General features: G+C 70.4%; 24 protein-coding genes. 12 read left to right on the top strand and 12 right to left on the bottom strand.

Translation table 11 applies throughout. The annotated features are described in order from the left end of the window. The first annotated feature begins 40 nt into the window (after positions 1 to 40). Positions 41 to 859 carry a cytochrome c oxidase assembly protein gene (locus tag EDF19_RS04020; protein WP_123679593.1) on the top strand — a complete coding sequence of 273 codons (819 nt, stop codon included), beginning with the start codon at positions 41 to 43 and terminating at the stop codon, positions 857 to 859. 98 nt (positions 860 to 957) lie between these two features. Here the strand turns inward: EDF19_RS04020 and EDF19_RS04025 are convergent, their stop codons facing one another. Both EDF19_RS04025 and EDF19_RS04030 read right to left on the bottom strand, forming a co-directional pair. After that, positions 958 to 2,508, bottom strand: a complete 1,551-nt coding sequence (locus EDF19_RS04025; protein ID WP_123679594.1) for a DHA2 family efflux MFS transporter permease subunit — start codon at positions 2,506 to 2,508, stop codon at positions 958 to 960. After that, positions 2,505 to 3,113, bottom strand: coding sequence for a PadR family transcriptional regulator (locus EDF19_RS04030; protein WP_123679595.1), 609 nt, complete (start codon positions 3,111 to 3,113; stop codon positions 2,505 to 2,507). Before EDF19_RS04030 ends, EDF19_RS04025 begins: the two co-directional genes overlap by 4 nt. Positions 3,114 to 3,299: 186 nt before the next feature. Between EDF19_RS04030 and purS the strand changes: the two genes are divergently transcribed. From purS to EDF19_RS04050, 4 genes are read left to right on the top strand one after another with little or no spacing between them, the layout of a single operon-like run. After that, the gene (gene purS, locus EDF19_RS04035) at positions 3,300 to 3,566 is read left to right on the top strand and encodes a phosphoribosylformylglycinamidine synthase subunit PurS (protein ID WP_123679596.1); all 267 of its coding nucleotides are present in this window, start codon (positions 3,300 to 3,302) and stop codon (positions 3,564 to 3,566) included. A 5-nt stretch (positions 3,567 to 3,571) separates the two neighbouring features. Next, entirely contained in the window at positions 3,572 to 4,267 is a 696-nt protein-coding gene (purQ, locus tag EDF19_RS04040; RefSeq protein ID WP_123679934.1) for a phosphoribosylformylglycinamidine synthase subunit PurQ, read from the top strand. Positions 4,268 to 4,302: 35 nt separating this feature from the next. After that, the gene (gene purL, locus EDF19_RS04045) at positions 4,303 to 6,684 is read left to right on the top strand and encodes a phosphoribosylformylglycinamidine synthase subunit PurL (protein ID WP_260216908.1); all 2,382 of its coding nucleotides are present in this window, start codon (positions 4,303 to 4,305) and stop codon (positions 6,682 to 6,684) included. 16 nt (positions 6,685 to 6,700) lie between these two features. Then, positions 6,701 to 7,621: a 2-hydroxyacid dehydrogenase gene (locus tag EDF19_RS04050; RefSeq protein WP_123679598.1), complete on the top strand. Its 921-nt coding sequence runs from the start codon at positions 6,701 to 6,703 to the stop codon at positions 7,619 to 7,621. Positions 7,622 to 7,649: 28 nt separating this feature from the next. Here the strand turns inward: EDF19_RS04050 and EDF19_RS04055 are convergent, their stop codons facing one another. Both EDF19_RS04055 and EDF19_RS04060 read right to left on the bottom strand, forming a co-directional pair. After that, the gene (locus tag EDF19_RS04055) at positions 7,650 to 8,765 is read right to left on the bottom strand and encodes a beta-propeller fold lactonase family protein (protein WP_123679599.1); all 1,116 of its coding nucleotides are present in this window, start codon (positions 8,763 to 8,765) and stop codon (positions 7,650 to 7,652) included. Continuing rightward, the gene (locus tag EDF19_RS04060; protein WP_123679600.1) at positions 8,762 to 9,085 is read right to left on the bottom strand and encodes a chorismate mutase; all 324 of its coding nucleotides are present in this window, start codon (positions 9,083 to 9,085) and stop codon (positions 8,762 to 8,764) included. The genes EDF19_RS04055 and EDF19_RS04060 overlap by 4 nt, the downstream gene beginning before the upstream one ends. Positions 9,086 to 9,163: 78 nt before the next feature. Between EDF19_RS04060 and EDF19_RS04065 the strand changes: the two genes are divergently transcribed. Further along, positions 9,164 to 9,565: a DUF1304 domain-containing protein gene (locus EDF19_RS04065; RefSeq protein ID WP_123679935.1), complete on the top strand. Its 402-nt coding sequence runs from the start codon at positions 9,164 to 9,166 to the stop codon at positions 9,563 to 9,565. A gap of 88 nt (positions 9,566 to 9,653) precedes the next feature. Here EDF19_RS04065 and EDF19_RS04070 read toward each other — a convergent pair whose 3' ends face one another. Then, a complete protein-coding gene (locus EDF19_RS04070; protein ID WP_260216911.1) occupies positions 9,654 to 10,664 on the bottom strand; it encodes an iron-siderophore ABC transporter substrate-binding protein in 1,011 nt (336 codons plus the stop codon). 57 nt (positions 10,665 to 10,721) lie between these two features. Between EDF19_RS04070 and EDF19_RS04075 the strand changes: the two genes are divergently transcribed. Continuing rightward, positions 10,722 to 11,588: a shikimate dehydrogenase gene (locus EDF19_RS04075; RefSeq protein ID WP_185022658.1), complete on the top strand. Its 867-nt coding sequence runs from the start codon at positions 10,722 to 10,724 to the stop codon at positions 11,586 to 11,588. Positions 11,589 to 11,613: 25 nt separating this feature from the next. Here EDF19_RS04075 and EDF19_RS04080 read toward each other — a convergent pair whose 3' ends face one another. Next, positions 11,614 to 12,000, bottom strand: coding sequence for a YchJ family protein (locus EDF19_RS04080; protein WP_123679603.1), 387 nt, complete (start codon positions 11,998 to 12,000; stop codon positions 11,614 to 11,616). A 9-nt stretch (positions 12,001 to 12,009) separates the two neighbouring features. Further along, positions 12,010 to 12,435 (bottom strand): organic hydroperoxide resistance protein, encoded by a 426-nt coding sequence (locus EDF19_RS04085; RefSeq protein ID WP_123679604.1) that lies wholly within the window; start codon positions 12,433 to 12,435, stop codon positions 12,010 to 12,012. Between the two features lie 235 nt (positions 12,436 to 12,670). On the opposite strand from EDF19_RS04085, the gene EDF19_RS04090 reads away from it, so the two are divergent. The 3 genes from EDF19_RS04090 (at position 12,671) to EDF19_RS04100 (ending at position 14,836) form a co-directional block, all read left to right on the top strand. After that, positions 12,671 to 13,357, top strand: coding sequence for a hypothetical protein (locus tag EDF19_RS04090; RefSeq protein ID WP_123679605.1), 687 nt, complete (start codon positions 12,671 to 12,673; stop codon positions 13,355 to 13,357). Further along, a complete protein-coding gene (locus EDF19_RS19010; RefSeq protein ID WP_123679606.1) occupies positions 13,357 to 13,953 on the top strand; it encodes a hypothetical protein in 597 nt (198 codons plus the stop codon). The genes EDF19_RS04090 and EDF19_RS19010 overlap by 1 nt, the downstream gene beginning before the upstream one ends. A 151-nt stretch (positions 13,954 to 14,104) precedes the next feature. Next, on the top strand, positions 14,105 to 14,836 hold the full coding sequence (locus EDF19_RS04100) for an SOS response-associated peptidase (RefSeq protein WP_123679607.1): 732 nt from the start codon (positions 14,105 to 14,107) through the stop codon (positions 14,834 to 14,836). A 110-nt stretch (positions 14,837 to 14,946) separates the two neighbouring features. Here the strand turns inward: EDF19_RS04100 and EDF19_RS04105 are convergent, their stop codons facing one another. The 3 genes from EDF19_RS04105 to EDF19_RS04115 form a co-directional block, all read right to left on the bottom strand. After that, positions 14,947 to 20,412 (bottom strand): Ig-like domain-containing protein, encoded by a 5,466-nt coding sequence (locus tag EDF19_RS04105; RefSeq protein ID WP_148071026.1) that lies wholly within the window; start codon positions 20,410 to 20,412, stop codon positions 14,947 to 14,949. A 275-nt stretch (positions 20,413 to 20,687) separates the two neighbouring features. Then, on the bottom strand, positions 20,688 to 21,017 hold the full coding sequence (locus EDF19_RS04110) for a hypothetical protein (RefSeq protein ID WP_123679609.1): 330 nt from the start codon (positions 21,015 to 21,017) through the stop codon (positions 20,688 to 20,690). Positions 21,018 to 21,080: 63 nt separating this feature from the next. After that, positions 21,081 to 21,410: a hypothetical protein gene (locus EDF19_RS04115; RefSeq protein WP_123679610.1), complete on the bottom strand. Its 330-nt coding sequence runs from the start codon at positions 21,408 to 21,410 to the stop codon at positions 21,081 to 21,083. Positions 21,411 to 21,670: 260 nt separating this feature from the next. Between EDF19_RS04115 and EDF19_RS04120 the strand changes: the two genes are divergently transcribed. Together EDF19_RS04120 and EDF19_RS04125 are read left to right on the top strand one after the other, a co-directional pair. Continuing rightward, complete coding sequence (locus EDF19_RS04120; protein WP_185022659.1) at positions 21,671 to 22,141, top strand: VanZ family protein; 471 nt, start codon at positions 21,671 to 21,673, stop codon at positions 22,139 to 22,141. An 85-nt stretch (positions 22,142 to 22,226) separates the two neighbouring features. Continuing rightward, positions 22,227 to 22,433 (top strand): hypothetical protein, encoded by a 207-nt coding sequence (locus tag EDF19_RS04125; RefSeq protein ID WP_148071027.1) that lies wholly within the window; start codon positions 22,227 to 22,229, stop codon positions 22,431 to 22,433. Between the two features lie 80 nt (positions 22,434 to 22,513). Here EDF19_RS04125 and EDF19_RS04130 read toward each other — a convergent pair whose 3' ends face one another. After that, positions 22,514 to 23,065 (bottom strand): sortase, encoded by a 552-nt coding sequence (locus EDF19_RS04130; protein WP_123679613.1) that lies wholly within the window; start codon positions 23,063 to 23,065, stop codon positions 22,514 to 22,516. An 85-nt stretch (positions 23,066 to 23,150) separates the two neighbouring features. Beyond that, positions 23,151 to 24,965, bottom strand: a complete 1,815-nt coding sequence (locus tag EDF19_RS04135) for a DUF4012 domain-containing protein (RefSeq protein ID WP_123679614.1) — start codon at positions 24,963 to 24,965, stop codon at positions 23,151 to 23,153. Between the last annotated feature and the right edge of the window lie 42 nt (positions 24,966 to 25,007).

Raw genomic sequence — 25,007 nt, forward strand, 5'->3', positions numbered from 1 at the left:
GTTCTGGAGCATCTGGCGGTTCGATCCCCTGTCGGCCGCGATGATCGTCGTCGCCGCGGTCGCCTACGGCTGGTGGGTGGTCGGCGCGGCACGACGGGGCACCCGGTGGCCGTGGTGGCGCGCCCTCGCGTTCCTCGCCGCACTGGTGCTGTTCGGCATCCTGCAGTTCGGCATCGTCGGCGTGTACGACCAGCAGTTGCGTTGGGCGTTCGTGCTGCGGTCCGCGCTGCTCTTCTTCGCGGTCCCCACCTTCGCCGCGCTCGGTGCGCCCGTCTCGTTGCTCCGGACAGGAGGCCCGGATCACCTCGCGCAGACCGCCGACGCCCTCATGCGCTCACGTCCAGTGCGTCTGCTCGGCAACGCGATCGTCGCACCGCTGGTCGCCCTCGTGCTGTTCGGCCTGCTGCTCACTCCACTCTCGGCCACGATCCGGGAGTCCCCCGTCTGGGCCGTCGTCATCACGGTGACGCTGCCGGTGCTCGGGTTCGGGCTGCTCGCGCCGCTGTCCGAACCCGGGGTGCTCCGCTCGTCGACGTTCGTCACCGCGGAGTTCCTGCTCGCGTTCGTGGAGCTGATGATCGACGCGGTACCGGGCATCGTGTTGCGGATCACGAACCACGTGCTCGACGGGTCGGTCGTGCAGGCGGTCGGGCAGCCGTGGTTCCCCTCACCGCTGCGCGACCAGCACCTGGCGGGCGACCTACTGTGGTTCATCGCCGAGGTCGCGGACATCCCCGTGCTCATCTCGCTCTTCATCCGGTGGCAGCGGACGGACCGCCGCGAGGCCCGGGCGGTCGACGCCCTGACCGACGAGGAGATGGACGAGCTGACGCGGGCGCACCTGCAGCGCCGCGGATGAGGTGCGCGCGGGCGTCTGCGCGGGGCGCTTCGTGAGCAGAAATGGTCGGGTGCCCGCAGGCGACCCGACCATTTCTGCTCACGAAGTGCGCGCTGGTGCTACTTCGCGGAGGCCTCGGCGGGAGCCCCGGCGGCGTCGGGCTGCGTCGTGACGGAACCCGTCTGCTGCCACGCCACGGTCTGCTTCGGCTTCGCCAGGAACAGCGCCGCCACGATCGCGGCGATGAGCACGATCGCCGGCAGGAACAGCGACTGCCCCATGGCCGTCGAGAAGGGCTCGAGCAGGAAGGACGGCAGCGAACCGACCTGCTGCTCGGCACCACCGGCGGAGACCCCGCCGGTCGAGGCCGGGAAGTTGGCCGTGATCCGTGCCTCCATCAGCGCGGCGATGCCGGCCGAGCCCAGGACCGCACCGATCTGACGGGTGGTGTTGTAGACGCCCGAGCCGGCACCGGCCAGCTTCGGCGGCAGGTTGCGCGTCGCCGAGACCGACAGCGGACCCCACATGCAGGCGTTGGCGATGCCGAGGAGCGCGCTCGGCAGGAGCACCCAGCCCCAGTCGGCGCCCGAGGTGAGCAGGCCACCGAACCAGAACAGCCCGGCCGAGAAGCAGGCGAGACCGAACGCGGCGACCCAGCGCGGGTTCCACCGATTGAGGTTCTTGCCGACCAGCGGTGCGAGACCGGCGGACAGCACGGCCTGCGGCACCAGGAGCAGCGCAGCCTGGGTGGGCGAGAAGCTGAGCACGTCCTGCGCCCAGAGCATGATCGGCAGCGCGAACGAGGCGATGGCGACACCGACGGCCGTGATGGCGACGTTGGCCAGCGTGAAGTTGCGGTCCTTGAACAGGCCGAGCGGCAGCAGCGGCTCGCCCTTCTGCACGCCCTGCCACACCACGAAGCCGGCGAGCACGACGAGGCCGACGATGATGAGCGACCAGACCGAGATCGGACCGGTGATGGTGCCCCAGTCGTAGGTCTCGCCCTCTTGGATGCCGAAGACGAGCAGGAACAGGCCCGCTGCGGACAGGAAGATGCCCAGGTAGTCGAAGCGGTGCCCGTGACGCTCGAACGACGGCACGAAGCGCTGCGCGAGCACGAACGCGACGACACCGACGGGGACGTTCACGAAGAAGATCCACTCCCAGCCGAAGCCGTCGACGAGCAGGCCGCCGACGATCGGGCCGACGAGCGACGCGACACCGGCGACGGCGCCCCAGAGGCCCATCGCTGCGCCGCGGTTCTGCGGCGGGAAGATGCGCGTGATGACGGACATCGTCTGCGGGCTCATCATCGCGGCGCCGAGGCCCTGCACGACGCGGGCGACGATGAGCATCTCGATCGAGCCGGACAGGCCGCACCAGAGGCTGGCGAGCGTGAAGACCACGAGGCCGATCTGGTACATGACCTTCGGGCCGAAGCGGTCACCGAGCCGGCCCGTGATGAGGAGCGGCACCGCGTAGGCGAGGAGGTAGGCGCTCGTCACCCAGATCACGGAGTTGATGTCCGCGTCGAGCTTCTGGGCGATGGTGGGGGTGGCGACGGACACGATGGTCGAGTCGACGAGGATCATGAAGAAGCCGACGACGAGCGCCCAGAGGGCGGGCCACGGCTTCTTCTCGGTCGTCCGCGGAGGCGTGACGGTGGTCATCGAGTGGGTTCCTTGCTGTTCAGGGTGATGTCTGTGGGGACGGCCGGACCGTCCCAGGGGATGTCGCCGCTCGCGATCCGGTCGGCCGTGGCGGAGAGCCACTCGATCTGTGTCGCGAGCATCGCACGGACGTACGACACGTCGAGCCGGTAGCGCTCGGCCAGGCCCTTCGTCCGCATCGCCGCCAGCGACTCGTCGTAGAACGCGAGTTCCTCCGACAGTGCGGCCACACGGACCCGGACGGCATCGACCGCCTCGGGCACCGGGAGGTTCTCGAGCTCGGCGAGCGCGAGGTGGAACTCCGGGTACTCCTCTGCCGGGACCGCCACCATCCGGCGCAGCCCCTCGGCGAGCGCGTCGCGACCGGCGTCGGTGATCGCGTACGTCGTCCGCTCGGGCCGGTTGCCGTCCCGGTCGGTGCCGACGACCTCGGCGAAGCCGAGCTCGGTGAGCCGTCCGACCTGGTGGTACAGCGTGCCGGGACGGACTTTGACGTGCCGGTCGTCCTTGCGGTGGATCATCGTCTGGAACATCTCGTAGGGGTGCGACGGCCCCTCGTTGAGGAGCCCGAGCGCGGCGAACGCGAGCGGCGTGAGCGACGTCATCCGTGCCTCCAGGGTCGAGATCGGGTGTTCCAGGCGGACTATTCGACTTGGAATATACGGGTTGGAAGAGGCATGAGCAAGCGCACAGCACGGTTCTCCACAGGAGGCCCGGACCGGTCCCGGCGTGTCGCACGCGCCCCGTAGACTGGTCGCGTCCCCCCACCCCTGAAGTGCTGGAGAGAACACGTGCCAACGATCGTCGTCGAGGTCATGCCCAAGGCCGAGATCCTCGACCCCCAGGGGAAGGCCGTGGGCAACGCCCTCGCCCGCCTCGGCAAGGCCGACCTGACCAACGTCCGCATCGGCAAGCGCTTCGAGGTGACCGTCGACGGCCCCGTCGACGACGCCAAGCTGGCCGAGGTCCGCGACATCGCCGCCGACGTCTTCTCGAACGCGGTCATCGAGGACGTCGTCTCCGTGAGTGTCGTCCCGGGTCAAGTCGAAGGCCAGTGAGCGCGTTGAAGATCGGCGTCATCACGTTCCCCGGCTCGCTCGACGACCGCGACGCCCAGCGCGCCGTGCGTCTCGCCGGAGCCGACCCCGTCGCGCTCTGGCACGGCGACCACGACCTGCAGGGCGTCGACGCCATCGTGCTGCCCGGCGGGTTCTCGTACGGCGACTACCTGCGCGCCGGTGCGATCGCCGCGAAGGCGCCGATCATGGCCGAGGTCATCGACGCTGCCGGCAAGGGCATGCCCGTGCTCGGCATCTGCAACGGCTTCCAGATGCTGGCCGAGGCCCGGCTGGTTCCCGGCGCACACACCCGCAACGCGCACCAGCAGTTCATCCGGCGCGACCAGAAGCTCCGCGTCGAGACCACCTCGACCGCCTGGACCTCCGGGTTCACAGCGCAGCAGGAGATCACGATCCCGCTGAAGAACGCCGACGGCCGGTTCGTCGCCGACGCCGACGAGATCAAGCGCATCGAGGACAACGGCCAGGTCGTGTTCCGCTACGTCGGCGTGAACCCGAACGGGTCGATCGACGACATCGCCGGCGTCTCGAACGAGCGCGGCAACGTCGTCGGCCTGATGCCGCACCCCGAGCACGCGACGGAGCCCGGCTTCGGCCCGGACACCGCCGCCGCCATGGCCTCCGGCACGGACGGCCTCACCTTCTTCACCTCCGTGATCGAGTCGACGCTCGTCAAGTGACGACCGCGACTCCAGTGACAGGGAACGACAACACCGTGACGACTTACGTGCGCCCGAAGCCCGACACCGTGCAGGACGCGGCGGCCACCCCCGACAAGGACCAGCCGTACGACGCGCTCGGGCTCAAGCCGGACGAGTACGCCCGCATCAAGGAGATCCTCGGTCGGCGCCCCACCTCGGGCGAGCTGGCGATGTACTCCGTCATGTGGAGTGAGCACTGCTCCTACAAGTCCTCGAAGAACTACCTCCGTCAGTTCGGCAAGAAGGTCACGCCGGAGATGACGAAGAACCTCATGGTCGGCATGGGCGAGAACGCCGGTGTCGTCGACGTGGGCAACGGCTGGGCGGTGACCTTCAAGGTCGAGTCGCACAACCACCCGTCCTACGTCGAGCCGTACCAGGGCGCCGCGACCGGTGTCGGCGGCATCGTCCGCGACATCATCTCGATGGGTGCACGCCCCGTCGCCGTGATGGACCAGCTCCGCTTCGGTGCGATCGACCACGAGGACACCGCACGCGTCGTGCACGGTGTCGTCGGCGGCATCTCGTTCTACGGCAACTGCCTCGGCCTGCCGAACATCGGTGGCGAGACCTACTTCGACTCCGTGTACCAGGGCAACCCGCTCGTCAACGCGCTCGCGGTCGGTGTCCTCCGTCACGAGGACCTGCACCTGGCGAACGCGTCCGGTGCCGGCAACAAGGTCGTGCTCTTCGGCGCACGCACCGGTGGCGACGGCATCGGCGGCGCCTCGATCCTGGCGTCCGACACGTTCACCGAGGGCGGCCCGACCAAGCGTCCCGCCGTCCAGGTCGGCGACCCGTTCGCCGAGAAGGTCCTGATCGAGTGCTGCCTCGAGCTGTTCCAGAAGGAACTGGTCGAGGGCATCCAGGACCTCGGCGCCGCGGGCATCTCGTGCGCCACGTCCGAGCTGGCGTCCAACGGCGACGGCGGCATGCACATCTCGCTCGACGACGTCCTGCTCCGCGACCCCACGCTCACCGCCGAAGAGATCCTGATGTCGGAGAGCCAGGAGCGCATGATGGCGGTCGTCCGCCCCGAGAAGCTCGACGAGTTCCTCGCGGTGGTCGGCAAGTGGGAGGTCGAGACCAGCGTCCTGGGCGAGGTCACCGGCACCGGCCGTCTCGTCATCGACTGGCAGGGCCAGGAGATCGTGAACGTCGACCCGCGCACCGTCGCCGTCGACGGCCCGGTGTACGACCGCCCGGTCGCCTACCCGACCTGGATCGACGCGCTGCAGGCCGACACCGCAGCCTCGCTCGACCGTCCGTCCGACGGCCCCGCGCTCAAGGCGCAGTTCCTCAGCCTGCTCGGCTCGCCGAACCTCGCGTCGAAGAACTGGGTCACCAACCAGTACGACACCTACGTGCTCGGCAACACCGCACTGTCCTTCCCCGACGACGGCGGCATGATCCGCGTCGACGAGGAGACCGGGCTCGGCGTCGCGATCGCCACCGACGCGAACGGCCGCTACTGCCAGCTCGACCCGAAGCAGGGTGCACGGCTGGCGCTGGCCGAGGCGTACCGGAACGTCGCCGTCACCGGTGCCGTCCCCGCCGCGGTCACCGACTGCCTGAACTTCGGCTCCCCGGAGAACCCCGAGGTCATGTGGCAGTTCTCCGAGGCGGTCGAGGGCCTGGCCGACGGCTGCATGGAGCTCGGCATCCCGGTCACCGGCGGCAACGTGTCGTTCTACAACCAGACCGGCACCACCCCGATCCACCCGACCCCCGTCGTCGGTGTCCTCGGTGTCATCGACGACGTCGCCAAGCGCGTCCCGTCGGGCTGGCAGGACGACGGCCACAACATCTACCTGCTCGGCCGGACGAGCCTCGAGCTCGACGGTTCTGCGTGGGCTGGCACCGTGCACGGGCACCTCGGCGGGCGTCCGCCGGCGGTCGACCTCGCGAATGAGAAGGCCCTCGCCGAGCTGCTCTTCGCGGCATCGGGCGAGCAGCTCCTGACGAGCGCGCACGACCTTGCGGACGGTGGCCTCGGCCAGACGCTCGCCGAGTCGGTGCTCCGTTTCGGCATCGGCGCCCGCGTGGTCCTCGACGAGCTCGAGACCCGCGACGGCATCGACACCGCGACGGCGCTGTTCTCCGAGTCGACCGGTCGCGTCATCGTGACCGTCCGCCGCGAGGACGACGTGCGCTTCCAGGGCCTCTGCGACGGCCGGGGCTTCCCGGTCCTGCGCATCGGTGTGACCGACGCCACGTCGAACGCGCTCGAGGTCCAGGGCGCGTTCGAGGCCACGCTCGACGAGCTCCGCGGCACGCACGGCGCCACGCTGCCGTCCCGCTTCGGCGACGTGATCGTCGAGGACGTCATCGAGGGGTACGTCGGCCGTGGGCCGCTCGACTCCGACGGTGCCTTCTCGCCGCGCACCGACTCGTAGGCGCGGCCGACACCACATGCCGATCGTCACGCTGCCCTTCGCCGAGCTCGTCGACCGGTTCGGCCCCGTGCCGGACGGCATCGAGCTGGACGTGTGGGACGTCGAGTCCCCGTACGACCGCCCCGACCAGGTGGCGATCACGTTCCTGCCGTTCTACTTCGGTGGGCGGCACCGGTGGCAGTTCGTGCACGACCTCCCGGCGCTCGAGCTCCTGCAGCTGCCGAGCGCCGGGTACGAGCACGCGGTCCCGCACGTGCCCGGTCACGCACAGCTCGCGAACGGCCGGGGGATCCACGACGACGAGACCGCCGAGCTCGCCGTCGGACTCGCGCTGACGTCGCTCCGTGAGCTCGGGGAGTTCCAGGCCGACCGTGCGAACGGTGTCTGGGACGCCCGCACGACCCGTTCCCTGGCCGACCGACGGGTGACCGTCGTGGGCTACGGCGCGATCGGTTCCGTGATCGCGACCCGGTTCGAGGCGTTCCGCACCGACGTCACCGTGGTGGCCCGGACCGCTCGCGAGCAGGACGGCCGCCACGTGCACGCGTTCGGCGAGCTGCCCGAGTTGGCGGCGACGACCGACGTCCTCGTGCTCATCGCGCCGCTCACGGACGAGACCGAGCGGCTGGTCGACGCGGAGCTCCTCGCGGCGCTGCCCGACGGTGCCCTCGTGGTGAACGTGGCGCGCGGCAAGGTCGTCGACACCGATGCCCTCGTCGCCGAGCTGCAGTCGGAGCGCCTGTTCGCGGCGCTCGACGTCACCGACCCGGAGCCCCTTCCGGCGGGGCACCCGCTCTGGACGACGCCGAACACCGTCCTCACGCCGCACGTCGGCGGCAACACGGACCTCAGTGTCCCGCGCTCCGTCGAGCTGATGCGCCGTCAGGTGGCCGCGTTGGCCGAGGGCCGCCCGTTCGAGAACCTCATCGAGCGCTAGCGACCCGCAGCACGACGGCGCGCAGCCCTCAGAGCGGGACGATGCACGTCGGCGTCCCGACCGGGATCTGCTCGACCGCGTCCCCCGGCACACCGTCCTCGCCGAGCGGCAGCACCGCGACGGCGTCGGACTGCTCGTTGGCGACGAGCACGTACCCGGGCACCCGAGCGAAGTGCCGCGGCCACACACCGCCACAGGACGCCGCCCCGACGAGCGAGAGTCCCCCGTCGGCGGCGTCGAGCACCACGATCAGGTCACGCCCGCGGACGGCGACGTACACGAGCCCGGCGTCGTCGACCTCGATGTGACTGAGGAGCGACTCCCCCACGTCGCCCTCGAAGGTCGGCGTGGTGGCGACGACCACGAACGACCCGGAGGCATCGCGACGCAGCCGGTGCACGGCCCCGTCGAGCTCACCGGCGACGAAGAGGTCCCCGTCGAACCAGGCGAGGTGCCGCGGTCCGACGCCGGGAGCGACGTGGTGCACCCGGAGCGGCTCGATCGTGGGGACACCGTCGGGGGACACTGCGACCCGGAACTCGTGCAGGGCGTCGCCACCGAGGTCGGCGACGAGCACCGTGCCGTCCGGGGTCGCGACCGACTGGTGCGCGTGCGGGCTCTCCTGCCGGTCCACCACGGGGCCGGAGGCGTCGGGCAGGACCTCGACCGCGACCGCCCGGGCCGGCACGTCCAGCCGGTCGGCGTCACCGTGCACACCCGAACCGCTCGCACCCGAACCGCTCGCACCCGAACCCTGGAGCACGACACCGTCGCTCGCCAGCACCGAGGCCGAGTACGACTCGGCAGCGGCGAGCGAGATCGCGGTCACGGTGCCGGAGACGTAGTTCGTGACGACGAGCGCGCCGGACGGGTCGACCCGCACGTGGCAGGGTGCGTCACCGCCGGATGCTGCGTCCCACAGGTGCTCGAGCGCACCGCCCTGCAGCCGGAACGCCGAGACACCCCCGTCGTTCGTCTCGGACACGGCGTAGACCCGGTCACCGGAGACCGCGAGGAACGAGGGGTCGTCGAGCACGGCGACGGTCCGGGCGACACCGTCGTCGACGATCGAGATGCCGGTCGCGTTGCCGCCACCGGTCGCGGTGTACGAGCCGACGAGCAGGCTCGGCAGGTCGACGCTCATTCGTCACGTCCGGCGATGCGCTCGTGGTGGTGGATGACCTCGGCGACGATGAAGTTCAGGAACTTCTCGGCGAAGGCGGGGTCGAGGTGCGCCTCGGCAGCGAGGCTCCGCAACCGTGCGACCTGCACCTGTTCGCGGTCCGGGTCGGCGGCGGGCATGCCCGACTCGGCCTTCAGGTGCCCCACTCGCTGCGTGTACTTGAAGCGCTCGGCGAGCATGTGGATGACGGCGGCGTCGATGTTGTCGATGCTCTGCCGAATGCTCCGGAGTTCGGCGACGGCCGTCGCTTCGGGCTCGGGCGGGGTGACGTCGTCGTTCATGCCCCGAGCCTACTGGCGGACTCTGTCCATCACGTGTCGATGACACCGACCTCGTCGGAGTGCAGGAGAATGGGGAGCATGTCGGTCCTGCTCGTGATCTCGGGCGTGTGTGCGGTCCTCGCTGGCCTCGTCCACGTGCACATCTGGTTCCTCGAATCCATCATCTGGACGAGTCCGCGCGCCCGCAAGGTGTTCGGCATCGCGACCGAGACCGAGGCCGACGCGACCCGCTCCCTCGCGTTCAACCAGGGGTTCTACAACCTGTTCCTGGCGATCGGGGCGATCCTCGGCGTCGTGCTCGTCCTGGCGGGCAACACCGCGACAGGCTGGACCCTCGTCGTGTTCTCGACCGCGAGCATGCTCGGCGCCGCGGTGATCCTGGTCGGCTCCGGCCGCAAGTACCTCAACTCGGCGTTCAAGCAGGGCACGCTCCCGCTGATCGCACTGCTCTTCGCGCTGCTCGGCTCGACCTTCGCCTGAACCGGCAACGACGAAGCCCCCACCGGCGAACCGGCGGGGGCTTCGTCATGCCGTGCCCGACACCAGGCCAGGCCGGGCCAGCCCGGGACTAGCCGAGCTTCTCCTCGAACTGTGCCGGCAGCTTGTCGAGCGCCCACTCGATGGCAGCGGTCGTGCCCATCGAGAACGCCGACGAGACGTCCTTGTCGTCGAACACGATGGAGTGCCCGGCCTCGACCGACGGCACCTTCTGGAACAGCTTGTTCCCCTCGGCCTCGGACGCGTCGACGTAGATCGGCAGGATCAGCGTGAGGTCGGCGTCGAGCAGGTCGAGGTTCTCGTCGGACAGGGTGACCGAGAACGCCTTGCCGGCTTCCTTGTCGATGTCCGCCGGGATCGTGAACCCGAGGTTCTTCATGAACGACGAGCGGCTGTCGGTGGAGGCGTACGCCCCGAAGCCCTCGGAGCTGTAGGCACCGACGACGGCCGTCTTGCCCTCGAAGTCCGGGTGCGCCTTGCGGGCCGCAGCGTAGGAGTCGTCGAGGTCGGAGAGCAGCTTCTTGCCCTCGGAGACCTTGCCGAGCGCCTTCGCGATCATCGTGGTCTGCTGCTCGGTCGAGGCGAGGTAGTTCTCGCCGCCCTTCGGGATCGCCACGGTCGGCGCGATCGCGGACAGCTTGTCGTAGCGCTCCTTGTCGCCGGACGACTTCACGTCGAGGATCACGTCGGGGTTCAGCTTGAGGATGTCCTCGTAGCTCGGCTCGAGCGTCTGGATGATCTTCGGCGACTTGTCGTACGCCCCCTTCAGCCAGGGGCCGACGCCGTCGCCACCGAAGGCGAGCCAGTCGCTCGCCCCGACGGGCTGCACGCCGAGCTCGAGCGCGGTCTCGGCGTCGCCCCAGCCGAGCGCGACGACGCGCTTGGGCTGCGAGTCGATCGTCGTGGTGCCGAGCCCGGTCGTGATGGACACCGGGAACGCTGCGTCGGACGAGCCCGTCGAGGAGTCGGAGCCGGAGTCGGAACCAGAGCCGGATGCACACCCGGCGAGGACGAGGGACGCTGCGACGACGGCACCGGCTGCGGTGAGCACGCGGCGGAGACGAGAGGAGGATCGGATCACGAAGGGTAGCCTAACCTAACGGGGCGCACAGAAAAACGCCTGGATAGGCTGTGGACCGTGGCGTCCCTCGATCCTGACCGCACCCGTCTGGCGGTGCTCGGCTCCCCCATCGCGCACTCGCTCTCCCCCACGTTGCACCAGGCGGCCTACGACGTCCTCGGGTTGGCATGGACGTACGGGAGGCACGAGGTCGCGTCCGGTGGGCTCGACGCGTTCGTCGCGGGGCTGGGTCCGGAATGGCGTGGGCTGAGCCTCACGATGCCGCTCAAGCGCGAGGTGCTGCCGCTCCTCGACCGGACGACCCCGCTCGTCGACGAGCTCGGGGTCGCGAACACGATCGCCTTCCGGCTCGAGGGCTCCGACGTCGTCCGTGCGGGCGCGAACACCGACGTGCAGGGACTCGTCCGACCGGTCGAGGCGCTCGGGCACCTGCCCGGAGAGGCCTCGATCCTGGGCGGCGGGGCGACCGCGACGAGTGCGCTGACCGCAGCGGTGCGGCTCGGGGCCTCGCTCGTGCGGGTGTTCCTCCGCGACACCGCGAAGGCCGGGCCCCTGGTCGACCTGGCCGTCCGGCTCGGCGTCTCGCTCGAGGTCCTGCCGCTCACCGACCTGCCGGGCACCCGCCACGGGTTCGTCGTCTCGACGCTGCCCGGCGGCGCGGCCGACTCGCTCGACGTCGTCCCCTCGGGCCCGGACGCGGTGCTGTTCGACGTCGCCTACGAGCCCTGGCCGACCGCTGCCTCGACCCGCTGGGCGGACGCCGGCGGCCGGGTGCTGAACGGCCTCGACATGCTCACCGAGCAGGCGATCGGACAGATCCGCTTCTTCCTGACCGACGACGAGGACGAGCTCCTGCCCGACGAGGCGACGGTCCGTCGTGCGATGCGCACCGCCGTCGGCCTGTCCCCCGTCATCGGCAGCTGACGAGCAGCAGCGCAGCAGCTCGCGATCAGGCGACGACACCGTCCACGTAGAACCACCGTCCCTGCTCGCGGACGAACTCGCTCGTCTCCTCGAGCGTCCCGCGGTCGTCGTCGGAACGCCACCACGCGCGGAACGCGACCGTGCCCCGGGAGTCGAACGGGCCTCCCGAGGTCGTCGTCAGGATGTCCAACCGGGTCCAGCGCTGGGACGCATCCAACTCGAGGTCCGCCGGGCGGGTACGCGGGTGCCAGGTGAGCAGCAGGTACTCCGGCAGGCCCAACGCGAACGCACTGAAGCGTGAGCGCATCAGGCGCTCCGCGGTCGGCGCGGCCGCGCCGCGGTGCAGCGGCCCGCAGCACTCGCCGTAGGGGTTGCCGCTCAGGCAGGGACAGCGGCTCTCGTCCGTGATCACGCCGGAACGCTAGTCGACGATCGACAGCGCGACGGTGATGTTGCCGCGGGTGGCGTTCGAGTACGGGCAGATCTCGTGCGCGCGCTCGGCCAGCCGCTGCCGCTGCTCCTGCGGGGCGGCCGGAGCGTAGACGTCGAGCTCGACCGCCAGGCCGAAGCCCCCGTTGCCGGTGCCGCCGATGCCCACCTCGGCGGAGACCTCCGCGCCGGTGGTGTCGACGTCGAGCTCCTTGCCGGCGGCGTGGAGTGCGCCGAGGAAGCACGCGGCGTACCCGGCGGCGAACAGCTGCTCGGGGTTGGTGCCCTCGCCGCTGCCACCCATCTCCTTCGGCGGGCGGGTGTCCAGGTCGAGCCGGTCGTCCTCGCTGCGGACGTGCCCGTCGCGGCCGCCTCCGGTGGCGTGGGCGGCTGCGGTGTAGACGATGTCGAGACTCATGCGTCCGAGGTCATCGTGCTGACCTGGACGTGTGCTGCGGAGGCCCGTGCTGCTGGGGTGCGACGCCCGCGCGCACCTGGGCCGCCGGGCGTGTCCGCGGAGCGCTTCGTGAGCAGGAAAGGTCGGGTCGCGCGGGCGCACTCGACCTTTTCTGCTCACGAAGCCACCCGGCCCGGCGCGGCGCCTGCGCAGCGCCCGCAGCGCCCGCGCAACCCCCGCAGCGTAGACATGACGTGTGTTCACGATCGGATGGCGGGTGTTCCGCGAGCGGCTGCCACACCTGGTCAGCGTGCAGCGCCGTCGACGCCTCCTGGTCGTCGGGCTCGTCGTCGGTGTGGTCGCGTTCGTGGGGCTGCTGTTCCTCGGTGCGCTCCTGGACGACGACTCCGTCCCCCTCGCCGCAGGGATCGTCGCGGCACTGCTGCTCGCGTGCGGCATCGGCCTGATCGGCGCGGGCTTCGTGCGGGTCGGACCGAAGGGCTGGAACGTCCCGCCCATCCCCGGCATCGGCTGGCGCACGCAAGAGGCCATCGCCCGCTACTACGGTCGCAAGCCGCCCCCGGTCGACCCGAAGCACCGCGACGCCGTCCTCCATCGCATGCCCGAGACCCGCGACCTGCTGGTCCGAGCTGCGTTCCGCGGGTACCTGCTGCTGAGCGGGTGGGCACTCGCGTTGCTCGCGGCCGCGCTCCTCAACGTCTTCACGATCTCGGCGCACGGCGACGTCATCGGCCTCTCCGCCTTCTGGATCCTCGTCCCGATGAGCGCCGCTGTCACCGCCATCGGGGGTGTCCGCACCCTCGGGCGCCAGGAACAGCTCCGCGTCGAGGCCGAAGCGCTCCCGCCCGTCCCACCGGCACCGCCCGCACGCGGTCGCCCGGACAGCCCGAGCGGCAGCAAGCTGTCGCTCCCCGGCGAGTGATGTTCGCGCTGGGCTGGCGGGTCTTCTTCCGGTACTGCGGCGACGTGCTGGACCCGAGGCGTGTCCGCCGCGCCGTCACGTGGTCCGGTGCGGCAGCGGTGGTCGCGTTGGTGCTCATGCTCGTCCTGGAGGCCCGGGTCGACTGGACGACGCGGGCTCCGCTCCCGAGCATGGCGGGCATCGTGCTCCTGGCGGCCGGGGTGGGTCTGCTCACCTTCGCGTGCTTCCCGACCGGGCGACCACCGGAGCTCGCGGCGACGATCAACGGGCGGCAGGTCCGACCCTCCGAACAGCTGTCTGTGCGGACCTCGGTGCAGCCGTACCTGCGGCGCCGACCACGGCCGGTGGCACCGGAGGACCGCGACGCCGTCCGCACCGACACCGCCCTGCTCCGCCGAGGACTCATCGCCCTGCTCTCCCGGGTCGCCCCGCTGCTGGGGGCGGCCGCCGTGGCCGTCGTGGGTGGTTTGCTGCTCGGCGCCGTGCCGTTGTGGCCCGCGGCGGCCGTCCTGGTCTACGTGCTCGGGCTGTCCGAGTACGTCGTCCGCCTGGGTCGCGCCGAGCGCGCGCGGGTCGCCGCCGGCCCCACATCGTGAGCAGGAATGGTCGGGTGGCGTGACGGCACCCGACCATTCCTGCTCACGAAGCGGAACGACGTGGCACGGAGCGGGACGCAGCGGCACGACGTGGCACGGAGCGGGACACCCAACCCGCACGCGTGTCGGGGGCACGGGGCACACTGGGCGCATGTGTGGAAGGTTCGTCGTCTCCGACACCACGGCCGATCTGTTGCCCGAGCTCATCGGTGAGCTCGCCGACCGGACAGAGCACGTGGACGAGGACACGGGCGTCGTGGGCACCGGCCTCGTGCCGAGCTGGAACGTCGCCCCGACCGACCCCGTGTTCGCCGTCCGCCAGCGCCACGGCGAGCGTGAACTCCCGCAGATCAGCTGGGGCTTCGTGCCGAGCTGGGCGAAGGACTTCCAGAAGCAGCGCCCGAAGCCGATCAACGCCCGCATCGAGACGGTCGCGACGAGCGGCATGTTCAAGCGCGCGTTCGCCACGAACCGTTGCATCGTGCCCGCCCAGGGCTACTACGAGTGGGTGGTGCGCGAGGACGGCAAGGAACCGCACTTCGTCCACGAGCCCGGCGGCGCCCTGGCGATGGCCGGCGTCGTGAGTGCCTGGCCTGACCCGACGAAGCCCGAGGGCGACCCGGACAAGTGGCGGCTCTCGCTCGCGATCATCACCCGCGACGCCCACGTGGCCCCGGGCGAGGTGCACGACCGGATGCCGGCGTTCCTCACCCCGGACGGCTACGACGACTGGCTCGGCGGCGGGCTGCCGGCCGACGACCTGCTGGCGCTCCTCGACCACGAGTCACTGACCGTGGCCGCGGGCCTCGAGCAGTACGAGGTGTCCCGCGCAGTGAACAGCGTCAGGAACCAGGGTCCGCAGCTCATCGAGCCCGTGGCGTAGCGCCGGGACCGCAGGCGACCTGCGGAGGCAGGTGGGGACGGAGAAGCCGGGAGGCCCGGATCACGTGGGCGGTCTGCTCACGTGATCCGGGCCTCCCGGCTGGTGCCCTGCTACGGACGCGGGGTCCGTCGGATCCCCGGGGCGGCTGCGATGCCCGCCGCGATGCGGCGACGCGTCACGAGCAGCACACCGGCCAGCAGCAGTGCGATCGCGGCGAGGCCGAGGCCGACGAGGCCCGTTGCGCCGGTGAAGGCGAGCTCCGCGGTGTGCAGCGCTGCGGCGACACCGACCGGGTAGGTGACCGTGATGGTCGCCTTGACGGTCTGGCCGTTGCTGTCCGTCACCGTGTACCCGATGAACGCGGTGCCGATGAAGGTGGTGCCGGTGTGGCCCGTCTCCGGGGTGAAGACGACCTTGCCGTCACGGACGGTCCAGGTGCCCTCGCCGTCGATCACGACCGTGTCCGACGCCGTGCCGGACGCGGGGTCGATCAGGTGGAGCGTGCCCTTGTCGAACGTGGCTCCGCCGGATGCTGCGTCGTTGTCGAGCGGAGCGATGACGACGCGGTGGCCGACGGTGCCGGTGGCGGAGTCGTCCTTCGCGACCGCCGCTGCGACGACCGTGATGGTCGCGGTGGCGGTGGTGGTCTGCCCCGAGGCGTCCGTCACCGTGTAGGTGAACGTGTCCGTGCCGGTGAAGCCGGCGGCCGGGGCGTAGACGTACGCGCCGGTGGACCGGACGGTCACCGTGCCGTGTGCCGGCTTCCGGGCCAGTGCGGCGGTGAGGTCGCTGCCCTGGTCGTTGGCGAGCAGGCCGTGGGCGGCGTCACGAGCGATCGACGTGCCGGCGATGGTGTGCCCGGAGTCGTTCGCCGCGGCGATCCCGACGGTGACGGTGACGGTGGCGTCGACCTGCTGACCCGAGGCGTCCCGCGCCCGGTAGGTCACGGTGTCGGTGCCGGAGAAGCCCTTCGCGGGGGTGTACACGAACGTGCCGTCCGCCGCGATGGAGACCGTGCCGTGCTTCGCGGTGCCCGAGGTGACGACCGTCAGGTCGCTGCCGTGGTCGTTGCCGAGCACGCCGGGGCCCGCGACGGTGACCGGCTTGCCAGCCGTCGTCGACGCCTTGTCGTTCGTCGCCGTCGGGGTGACGGTGATGGTCACGAGGCCGGTCGCGGTGTTGCCGTCGCGGTCGGTCGCCGTGTAGGTGAAGGTGTCGGTGCCGGACCAGTCGTGCTCCGGCGTGTAGACGTACGAGCCGTCCTTCGCCAGCGTGACCGAGCCGTGCGCCGGCTTGCGGTCGAGCTTCGCCCAGAGGCCGGTGCCCTCGTCGTCGGCCAGGACGCCGGTGGCGATGCTCGCCTTCAGCGTGCCGTTCGTCGTGGTCAGGCCCTTGTCGGGCGTCGCCGTGGTGCCGACCAGGACCGTCACGGTGGCCGTGGTGGTCTGGCCGGAGCCGTCGGTCACGGTGTAGGTGAAGGTGTCCGTGCCGGAGAAGCCCTTCTTCGGCGTGTAGACGAGCGAGCCGGGCTCGGTGCCCTCGGTGACGTCACCGTGCGCCGCGGAACCGTGGCCGGTGACCGTGAGCGTGGTGCCGTGGTCGTTGCCGGTCAGCGTGGTGCCGGCGATCGACAGGGCGGTCCCCGCGGTGGTGTGCAGGCTGTCGGCGACCGCGACGGGCTTGACCGTCACGGTGACGGTCGCCTTCGCGGTGCCGCCGGTCGGGTCGGTCACCGTGTAGGTGAACGTGTCCGTGCCGGAGAAGCCGTCCTTCGGCGTGTAGGTGACGGTGCCCGTCCCGGTGATCGTGGCGTCGCCGTGCTCGGGCCGGGTGACCGCGGTCACCGCGAGCTTCGTGCCGGAGTCGTTCCCGGTGACCGCCGCGTCGACCGGGGTGCCGGCGGTGGTGGTGGCCACGTCCGGTGCAGCGGTCGGTGCGACGACGATGGTCACGGTGCCGGTGGTGCTGTTGCCGGCGCCGTCGGTGACGGTGTAGTCGAACGAGTCGGGGCCGGAGTAGCCGGGCTTCGGCGTGTAGGTGTAGCCGCCGTCCTCGTCCACGGTGACGTCACCGTGCTCGGGGTCGGTGTTGTCGGTGACCTTCAGGTCCGTGCCGGTCGCGCCGTCGAGGACACCCTCGCCGGCCGGCACGGTCGTCTTGTCGCCCGAGGTGGCCGTGGTGGAGCCGCCCGCGGTGACGGGCGTGACGGTCACGGTGACGGTGCCGGTGCTGGTGTTCCCGTCGAGGTCCTTCACCGTGTAGGTGAACTCGTCGGTGCCGGAGAACCCGGGCTTCGGCGTGTAGGTGACGGTGCCGTCCTCGTTCCGGGTCGCGGTGCCGTTCGCGCCGCTCTTCCCGGTCGGGATGTCCAGCACGCTCAGGCCGGTGCCGTGGTCGTTGCCGGTCAGGTCACCCGAGGTGACGGTCGTGCTGCCGCCGGCCTTGACGGTGATCGCGTCCGGCTCGGTGCCGGGCCGCACGGTGATGGTGACGAGGCCGGTGGTGGTGCCGCCCTTCGGGTCCGTCGCCGTGTAGGTGAAGGTGTCCGTGCCGGAGAAGCCGTCCTGCGGGGTGTACGTGTACGACCCGTCCGTCGCGAGCTCGAGGTCACCGTTCGTGGGCTTCTGGTCGACGGTGGCGGTGAGCTTCGTGCCCTCGTCGTTCGCGAGCACGCCGGGGCGGTCGTCGCCGTCCCCGCCGACGCTCAGGGTCGTGCCGGCCGTGACGGTCGCGGAGTCCGCGGTCGCCTTCGGGCCGACGATGACCGTCACCGTGCCGGTGGTGGTCAGGCCGGAGCCGTCGGTGACCGTGTAGGTGAAGGTGTCGGTGCCGGAGAACCCGGGCTTCGGCGTGTAGACGACGTTGCCCGTGGCCTCGTCGATCGACACGTCGCCGTGTGCGTTCCCGTCGGCGTCCGTGCCCGCCTCGACGTCCGTCACGTGCAGCTTGGTGCCCGTGTCGTTCCCCGTGAGGGTCTCCGGGTCGATGGTCAGCGTCTCGCCGGCCTTCGTCGACACGTCGTCGCCGTTCGCGACCGGCTTCACGGTCACGGTGACCGTCGCCGTGCCGGTGGTGACGCCGTTGCCGTCGGTCACCGAGTAGGTGAACGAGTCGGTGCCGGAGGAGTCCGCAGCCGGCGTGTACTCGACGGTGCCGTCCTCGGCGACCACGGCGGTGCCGCTCCCCGGGCCGGTCACGATGGTGGTGACGAGGTCCGAGCCGCGGTCGTTCTGCTGCACGTCGACGGTGACCGGCGTGCCGGCGTTCGTCATGGCGGTGTCGGCGGCGATCGTCGGGTTGACCGTGATGGTCACCGTAGCGGTCGTCGGGGTGCCGGACGCGTCGGTCGCGGTGTACGAGAAGCCGTCCTGGCCGGAGTAGCCGGCGGTCGGCGTGTACGTGAGAGCACCGGTCGCCTTGTCCACGGTGACGTCGCCGTGCGCGGGCTTCGTGTTCGAGGTGACGGTCAGGTCGGTGCCGCGGTCGTTGCCGAGGACGCCGGTGGCGCGGGTGTCGGCGGTGTACGTGGTGCCCGCGGCGACCGCGAAGGTGTCGTCCTTCGCGAGCGGCGCGACGTGCACGGTCACGGTCACGGTGTCGGTCTTCCCGTTGCCGTCGGTGACGGTGTACGTGAAGGAGTCCGGGCCGGAGTAGCCGTCGGCCGGGGTGTAGGAGTACGAGCCGTCGGGGTTGACGGTCGCGTCGCCGTGGGCGGGCTTGGTGTTCCCGGTGACCGTCAGGTCCGAGCCGAGGTCGTTGGCGAGCAGACCGGGCGTGGTGCCGCCGGTGCCCGTGCCGGTGCTCGGCGAGCCGGCCGTCGCGGTGATCGTGTCAGCGCCCGCGGTCGGCAGGATCGTGACGGAGACCGTGGCGGTGATGACCGTGCCCTCGGTGTCGGTCGCCGTGTAGGTGAACGAGTCCGGGCCGGAGTACGTGCCGCGCGGCGTGTAGGTGTACGAGCCGTCCTTCTGGACCGTGACGTCACCGTGGGCAGGGGTGCTGTTTCCCGTGACCTTCAGGCCCGTGCCGTGGTCGTTGGCGAGCAGGCCCGTCTTCGTGTCGGCCGTGGCGGTCGCGCCGGCGTGCACGCTGAACGCGTCGTTCGTGGCCTTCGGGGCGACGGTGATCGTCACCGTGCTCGTCGAGGTCTGGCCGGACGAGTCGGAGGCCGTGTAAGTGAACTGGTCCGTGCCCGAGAAGTCGGTGGCCGGGACGTAGCTGAAGCTGCCGTCCGTGGCCGACATCGTCAGGGTGCCGTTCTTCGGGTTCGTGTGGCCCGTGACCGTCAGGCCGGTACCCGCGTCGTTGCGGAGCACGCCGGTGGCCGGGACGTCGAGCTTCGTGTTGACCGGGGTCGAGTACGTGTCGGCGGTGGTCGCGGCGTGGGTGAGCTTGAGCGTGTTCGTGAAGGTGACGACGATGTCCGTACCGTCGGCCGTGGTCGCTGCCGGGAAGTCGAAGGCCGCCGTGTTGCCGGTGCCGTTCGCGACGACTGCGTCGGTGTTGAGGTTGACCGCGCGCCACGTCGTGTCGTAGTTCGACAGGACGGTGCTGCCGGCCGCGGTCTGCGTCGCGGTGTACCGCTTGTTCGGGGTCGACAGGACGGCGCCGGCCTTCTGCGGCTGGTCGCCGGTGGCCGTGCCCGCGGTCGTCGCGGTGTTGCCCGACGTCACGCCGCCACCGGTGACGGCGAGGGCGAACTGGTCGTTGGAGCCCCAGCGCTTGTCGACGTTCGCCTGCGCGGCGAGGGTGTTCGCGTAGTTGCAGGAGGCCAGGTCGCTGGGCGTGTAGCCATCGGCGATCGGGAACGAGGTGACCAGGTCGCCCGAGCCCGGGTCGATCTTGTACATGGTGCTGTCGACCGAGGCGAAGAGGTAGCCGTCGGACGAGAACGCGATGCCGGGGCTGCCGCTGGCCGCCGCGTCGATCGGCAGGGTCGCGACCTTCGAGGTCGTGAGCGCCGTGGTGCCGGCGGTCGTGGGGACCGTCTCCGTGTCGACACGGCGGATCTCGTTGCCGGTGACGACGAAGAGCAGCCCACGCGTGCTGAACGCCATGTCACCGTTCTTGCCGGTGAGCAGGTTGCCGATCGTGCCGACCTGGCCGATCTTCGCTCCGGTCTTCGTGTTGTAGGCACCGAGGTAGGCGGGGTTCGCGCCGCTCGCGTAGTAGTAGATGCCCGTCGCGGGGTTGATCGCACCGCGGAGCAGCTGGTGGCTGCCGTTCGGGTCGGCGTCGGTGACGTCGGCGAGCCGGACACCGTTCACGGCGTCGTAGGTCGAGATGGTGTTGCCGTTGTTGACGGACGCGTACGCCGCGACACCGTTGCGGGCGAGCGCGAGCGCGTTGTTCCCCGGCGACATGCTCGTCACGTTGGTGACCGCACCGGTCGTGGCGTCGATCGCTGCCAGCTGGGTCGCCGAGGTGTTGATCGCGTACAGCGTGTTCTGGTCGCAGGACAGCGCGGTGGCGGCGGCGGCGGGATCGGCGGCGACGGCCTGCGTCAGGCCGACTCCGGCGAGCAGCGCGGCGCCGAGCATGGCGATGGTTCGGACACCGGGACGGCGTCGAGGCACAGCGGTGCCCTGGTTTCCAGGCAGCATTATCACTTTCGGGTCGAGACGATGCGGGCGCCTGATCCACGACCGTCGGTTCAGGGAGAACGGTCGTTGGCGCCGGGTCGATACTGGCAGGTCTCGATACCCGAATGGGGACATCCGGGGTCCCCATTAGGGGGGACCACTCGTTGTGGGGGTAGGCGCGTGTCACCCGCTCGGGGCACGACGAAACCCCACCGGGATCCGATGGGGTCTGGGTTCGTCGTGTCCGGCCGGGGCCGCTGGCCGTCGGCTCAGACGGAGGGGCGGATCACGTCGGGCAGCAGCACGTGCAGCCGCTCGGTGAGCTTCGCCTTCGCCTGGTCGAGCGACCGGTAGTCGCCGACGTACTGCCCGAACGTGTCGGACACGAAGAAGTGCGTGCCCTGCCGGTCGACGGTCCCGCCGTAGTAGCCGCCGTAGTTGGCGACCCACAGGCCGGTGTCGGGCTGGGCCCACGTGACGTGCACGACGGAGGGTGCGCTGGGTGCGATCACCTGAGCCTCGATCTCGGCGATGACCTCGATCGTCTGGGTGTCCAGGGTCACCTCGGCCTGCTGGCGGTGGGCGACGGTCGTGCTCATGGTCCTGCTCCTTCGTGCTGCGTTGCGTTCTGGTGGTGCGGGCGTCGGTGACGCCGGTGCTGCCTACTCGACGGGTCGGATGACCGACGGGAGCATGACGTGGAGCTGGTCCTCGAGCTTGGTCTGCGCTTCTTCCAGCGATGCGAACTCACCGACGACCAGCCCGAAGGTGTCGGAGGCGACGTAGCGGCCGTCGCGCTTGTCGACGCTGCCGCCGAAGTACCCGCCGTACCCGGCGATCCACTCGCCCTGGTCTTCCTGCACCCAGGTGACCTTGGCGCGGGTCGGACGCGCAGCGGGGGCGGCGTCGGCCTCGAGGATCGCGATGGTGTCGACCGTGTCGGTGTCGAGGGTGACCTCGGCCTGCGTCTCGTTGTTGACGGTGATGCTCATGTCGCTCTCCTTCACGATCCGGGGTACATCTGCTGACACCAGAACGCTACGAGATCGGGGCACCGGATCGCCAGCGAGGCCCGTCGATTCACGGGTTCCGTCAATGCGATGCATCGTCGAGCCCCGGGTTTCCGGGGAGGTGTGACGTCTTTCCGGGGTACACGTCCGATTCCGGGGTACTCGTTTTCCGGACCTCCGGGACACGGGGTACGGCTGGCGGCGGGGCCGGCCTGGAGGCGCGACTCGCTACCGTCGCTCGGGTGACCTCCGACAGTCCCCACGACCCAGGGCACGCCCCGGCCACCGGACGCAGCCGGCGGATCGCGACGTGGCTGGCCGCCGCCTACGGCGTCGCGGTGGTCCTCATCGGCTTCTGGGGCTCTCCCGTCGACGCGGCAGGGCGCCCCTGGCTCGACCGGGCGATCACGGCCGCGCATCGCTTCGGCGCCCCGGACTGGTTCGGCTACTCGACCGTCGAGTCCCTGGCGAACGTGGTCTTCTTCGTCCCGCTCGGGTTGCTCGTCGTGCTGCTCGCGGGTTCCCGGTGGTGGTGGGCCGCCGTCGCAGCAGGACTCGTGGTCAGCGCAGCCGTCGAGACCGGGCAGGCGTTGTTCCTGCCGGCACGGACCGCGTCGCTCGCCGACGTCTTTGCGAACACCGTCGGGGCGCTCGTGGGGGCCACCGTGGGCGTCGTGGCCCTGACCTGGGCGGCGCGGCAGCGGCGTTCCTGAACGGCCCGCAGAATGCGTTGCGGTCCTCCGCACGTGTAGTCCGAGCATCTATCAGTTCGGGCGGTCCCCTGCGTACGTTCGGAACGTGACCCGAACACACACCCACAGCACGATGCGCGCACACGCGCGCCGAGCCGCGCCGCACCCGCGGCCGGCAGCTCGACGCCCCCGAGCGCCGCACGCGATCGCCGACCAGCCACCGCGCCACGTCCAGGTCTTCCCGTGGTGGGCCTGGGTCGCGACGCCGCTCCTCACCGTCGGGATCGTCTTCGGACTCCTGCAGGTGCTCTGAGCCGGACGAGCAGTCCGACCCCGAACACGACGAAACCCCCGGAGCCGAGGCGCCGGGGGTTTCGTTCAGTCGATCGAGACTCAGACGGTCTCGCGCTGGCGACGCACCGAGGTGCGGACCAGGAGCAGCCCGCCACCGAGGACGACGGCACCGCCCGCGACCCAGATCGCGAGCATCGAGATCGTCGAACCGGTGAAGGCGAGCTCGCCGTTGCCGTTGGTGGCAGCCGGGACCGCAGCGGCGCCGTCAGCCGGGACGACCGTCAGGGCCGAGGTGGCGACGTTGCCGGAGGTAGCGCCGGTCGCGGTGAGCGAGTAGGTGCCAGAGCCGCCCTGCGGCAGCGTGACCGAGACCGCAGCGGCGCCGGTCGACGAAGCCGTGTAGGTCTTCGAGACGGTGGTGATAGGCAGCGCACCGAGGGTGGCGGCACCGGCACCGGTCACCGAGACGGTGACGGTCTCGTTGGCGACGAAGGAACCGGCGGCGAAGCCGACCGTCGCGGTGCCACCGGCGACAGCCGCACCCGAGACGCTGACGTTGGACGCCGGGACGTACCCAGCGGCGTTCGCAGCGGTCGGAACCGCGACGAACGCAGCGGCAGCCAGGACGACTGCAGCGATGATCTTCTTCATTAAGGAGTCCCCTAGATGCCTGTGCTCCGCGCGGATGGAAGTGCGACCAGCCCCAGGTACTTGCAGGCGCGATTGCGAAGTTCCCTCAACCTACCGGAGATTCACAGCCTGCGGACAGGGGCTGCGTAACTTTCTGATGAACTCCGGGAGTGGACACCGCGTCGACCGGAGTCGTCGCCTGGCCCGGACCACCCAGGTACTGGACTCGTATGGTCGTGCTTTTCCCTGGTGAGAGCAGTGCCTGGAACTGCGCGACGGGGTGCTTGCCGTCCATCGCGGTCTGCGGAGACGCCGTCTTGCCATCCTGAGAAGACGCAACGTAGACCCCTGAAGAGGGGGCATAGATCGCCACGTTTGTCCGCACAGCGCCGGGCGACACGCCGTAGATGCCGCCGCCTGTGACGTACTCCGGCAGGCTCGTCGCCGCGTCTGCGGGGGCGGAGCTCTTCAGGGTGACCTCGACCGTCCAGGTCGGTCGGCCGTCCTTCCGGCACACTTCACTACCGATCGAGACCGTCTTCTCGAGGTAGTAGTCCATCTTCGCGCCGGTGGCGTCGTTGAGGTAGACACCGAACTGCTGCGAGCTGTCGTCGTTCTTCGGCAGCTCCCCCGCGATCGCGGTGCCTGCCAGCTCGGCCTGTTCGCCCTTGTCCGCGCTCCAGAGCTTCACCCGGCCCTCGTCCACGCCCGTCGTGAGCGCCGCGATGAACTCCTTCGGGTCGAACCCGCCCTCGGACACCTTCGTGAAGACGGCACTCGCGGCCGACGCGAAGAACGCGTCCTGGACCGCCGGGTCCGGGTACTTCGCGTAGGCGTCGCTCAGCAGAAACTGCACGGCGTTGTCCGACGTCAGCTCGTCCCCGGTCGCGAGGGTGACCGGCCCGGTGGCCTTGAGGATGTAGCCGAGCGTCACCGGGTCGATCGACAGCACGCCGTCGACCTGCTGCCCGTGCTCCTGCTTCCACATCTGGCGGGCGAGCTTCGCAGACGTGTCGAATCGCGGAGTCAGGGTCACGTCCTGCATGTACTTGCCGGTGATCGACCCGTACAGCCCCGTGGTGTCGGTGCCGAGCGGCAGGACCGGGTCCTCGTACGGGCCGAACGAAGACCCCGCCGCCTGGCTCTCGAGGTGGATAGCTCCGTCCTCCACCGTCAGGAGCGCCACGGCACCGGGGATCCCCCCGCCCGCTCGCAACTCGGCATTGTTCTGGAACAGCACGAGGTACTGCCTCGCGCCGTCGTCCCCGAGCATCGGAGGCACGAGTGACACTGCCTTGTTCGCAACTGCGGCCTGCTCGGACACGGATGCCAGCGACGTTCTGAGCTGCCGGACCGCGTCGGTCACAGCGGACACGGTGTCGGTCGTGTCGATACCATCGGCGGCCCTCGTCGCCTCACTGAGAGCGGTGGTCGCCCGAGCGACCGCCGGCTGCGCTGTCATGAGCGGCTGCAGATCGATCTTGCCGTCCTGGGGCTTGAAGGCATCGACGTCCACATCGCCGAGCACGCCAGCGACCGGCCGCACCGCGTTGCTCGCGACGTCGTCGACGATCACGGAGACCTGCCGGACCGCTGCGAGGTTCTCCCCGATGAACGGCGTCCGCTCGAAGAGTGCCCAAACGGGGTCGCCTGTGAGTGCACGAGCTCCAGCCGCGCTGTCTTCGAGCTCCTTCGCCGTGCGCTGCGCACCCTTGGTGTCGCCCTTCGTCAGCTGCGACTTGAGCGTGTCGACGTGCGAGACCGACGCCTCGAGATCTCGCTTCGCAAGCAGCCCGCGGACGCCGACCCACGCGACCGCGAGGATCACCAGGACGATGAGTGCGAGGACACCCCACAGGACGTAGCGAGGTCGGGACCGCTGACGTCGTGCAGCGCGTCGGGACTCGGGTAGGGCCGACATTGCTTCATCCTCACGTTCGGCCGTGCCCGGCCGGGCGGTCCG

It is taken from the genome of Curtobacterium sp. PhB115, from assembly GCF_003752025.1.
Taxonomy (GTDB): Bacteria; Actinomycetota; Actinomycetes; order Actinomycetales; family Microbacteriaceae; genus Curtobacterium.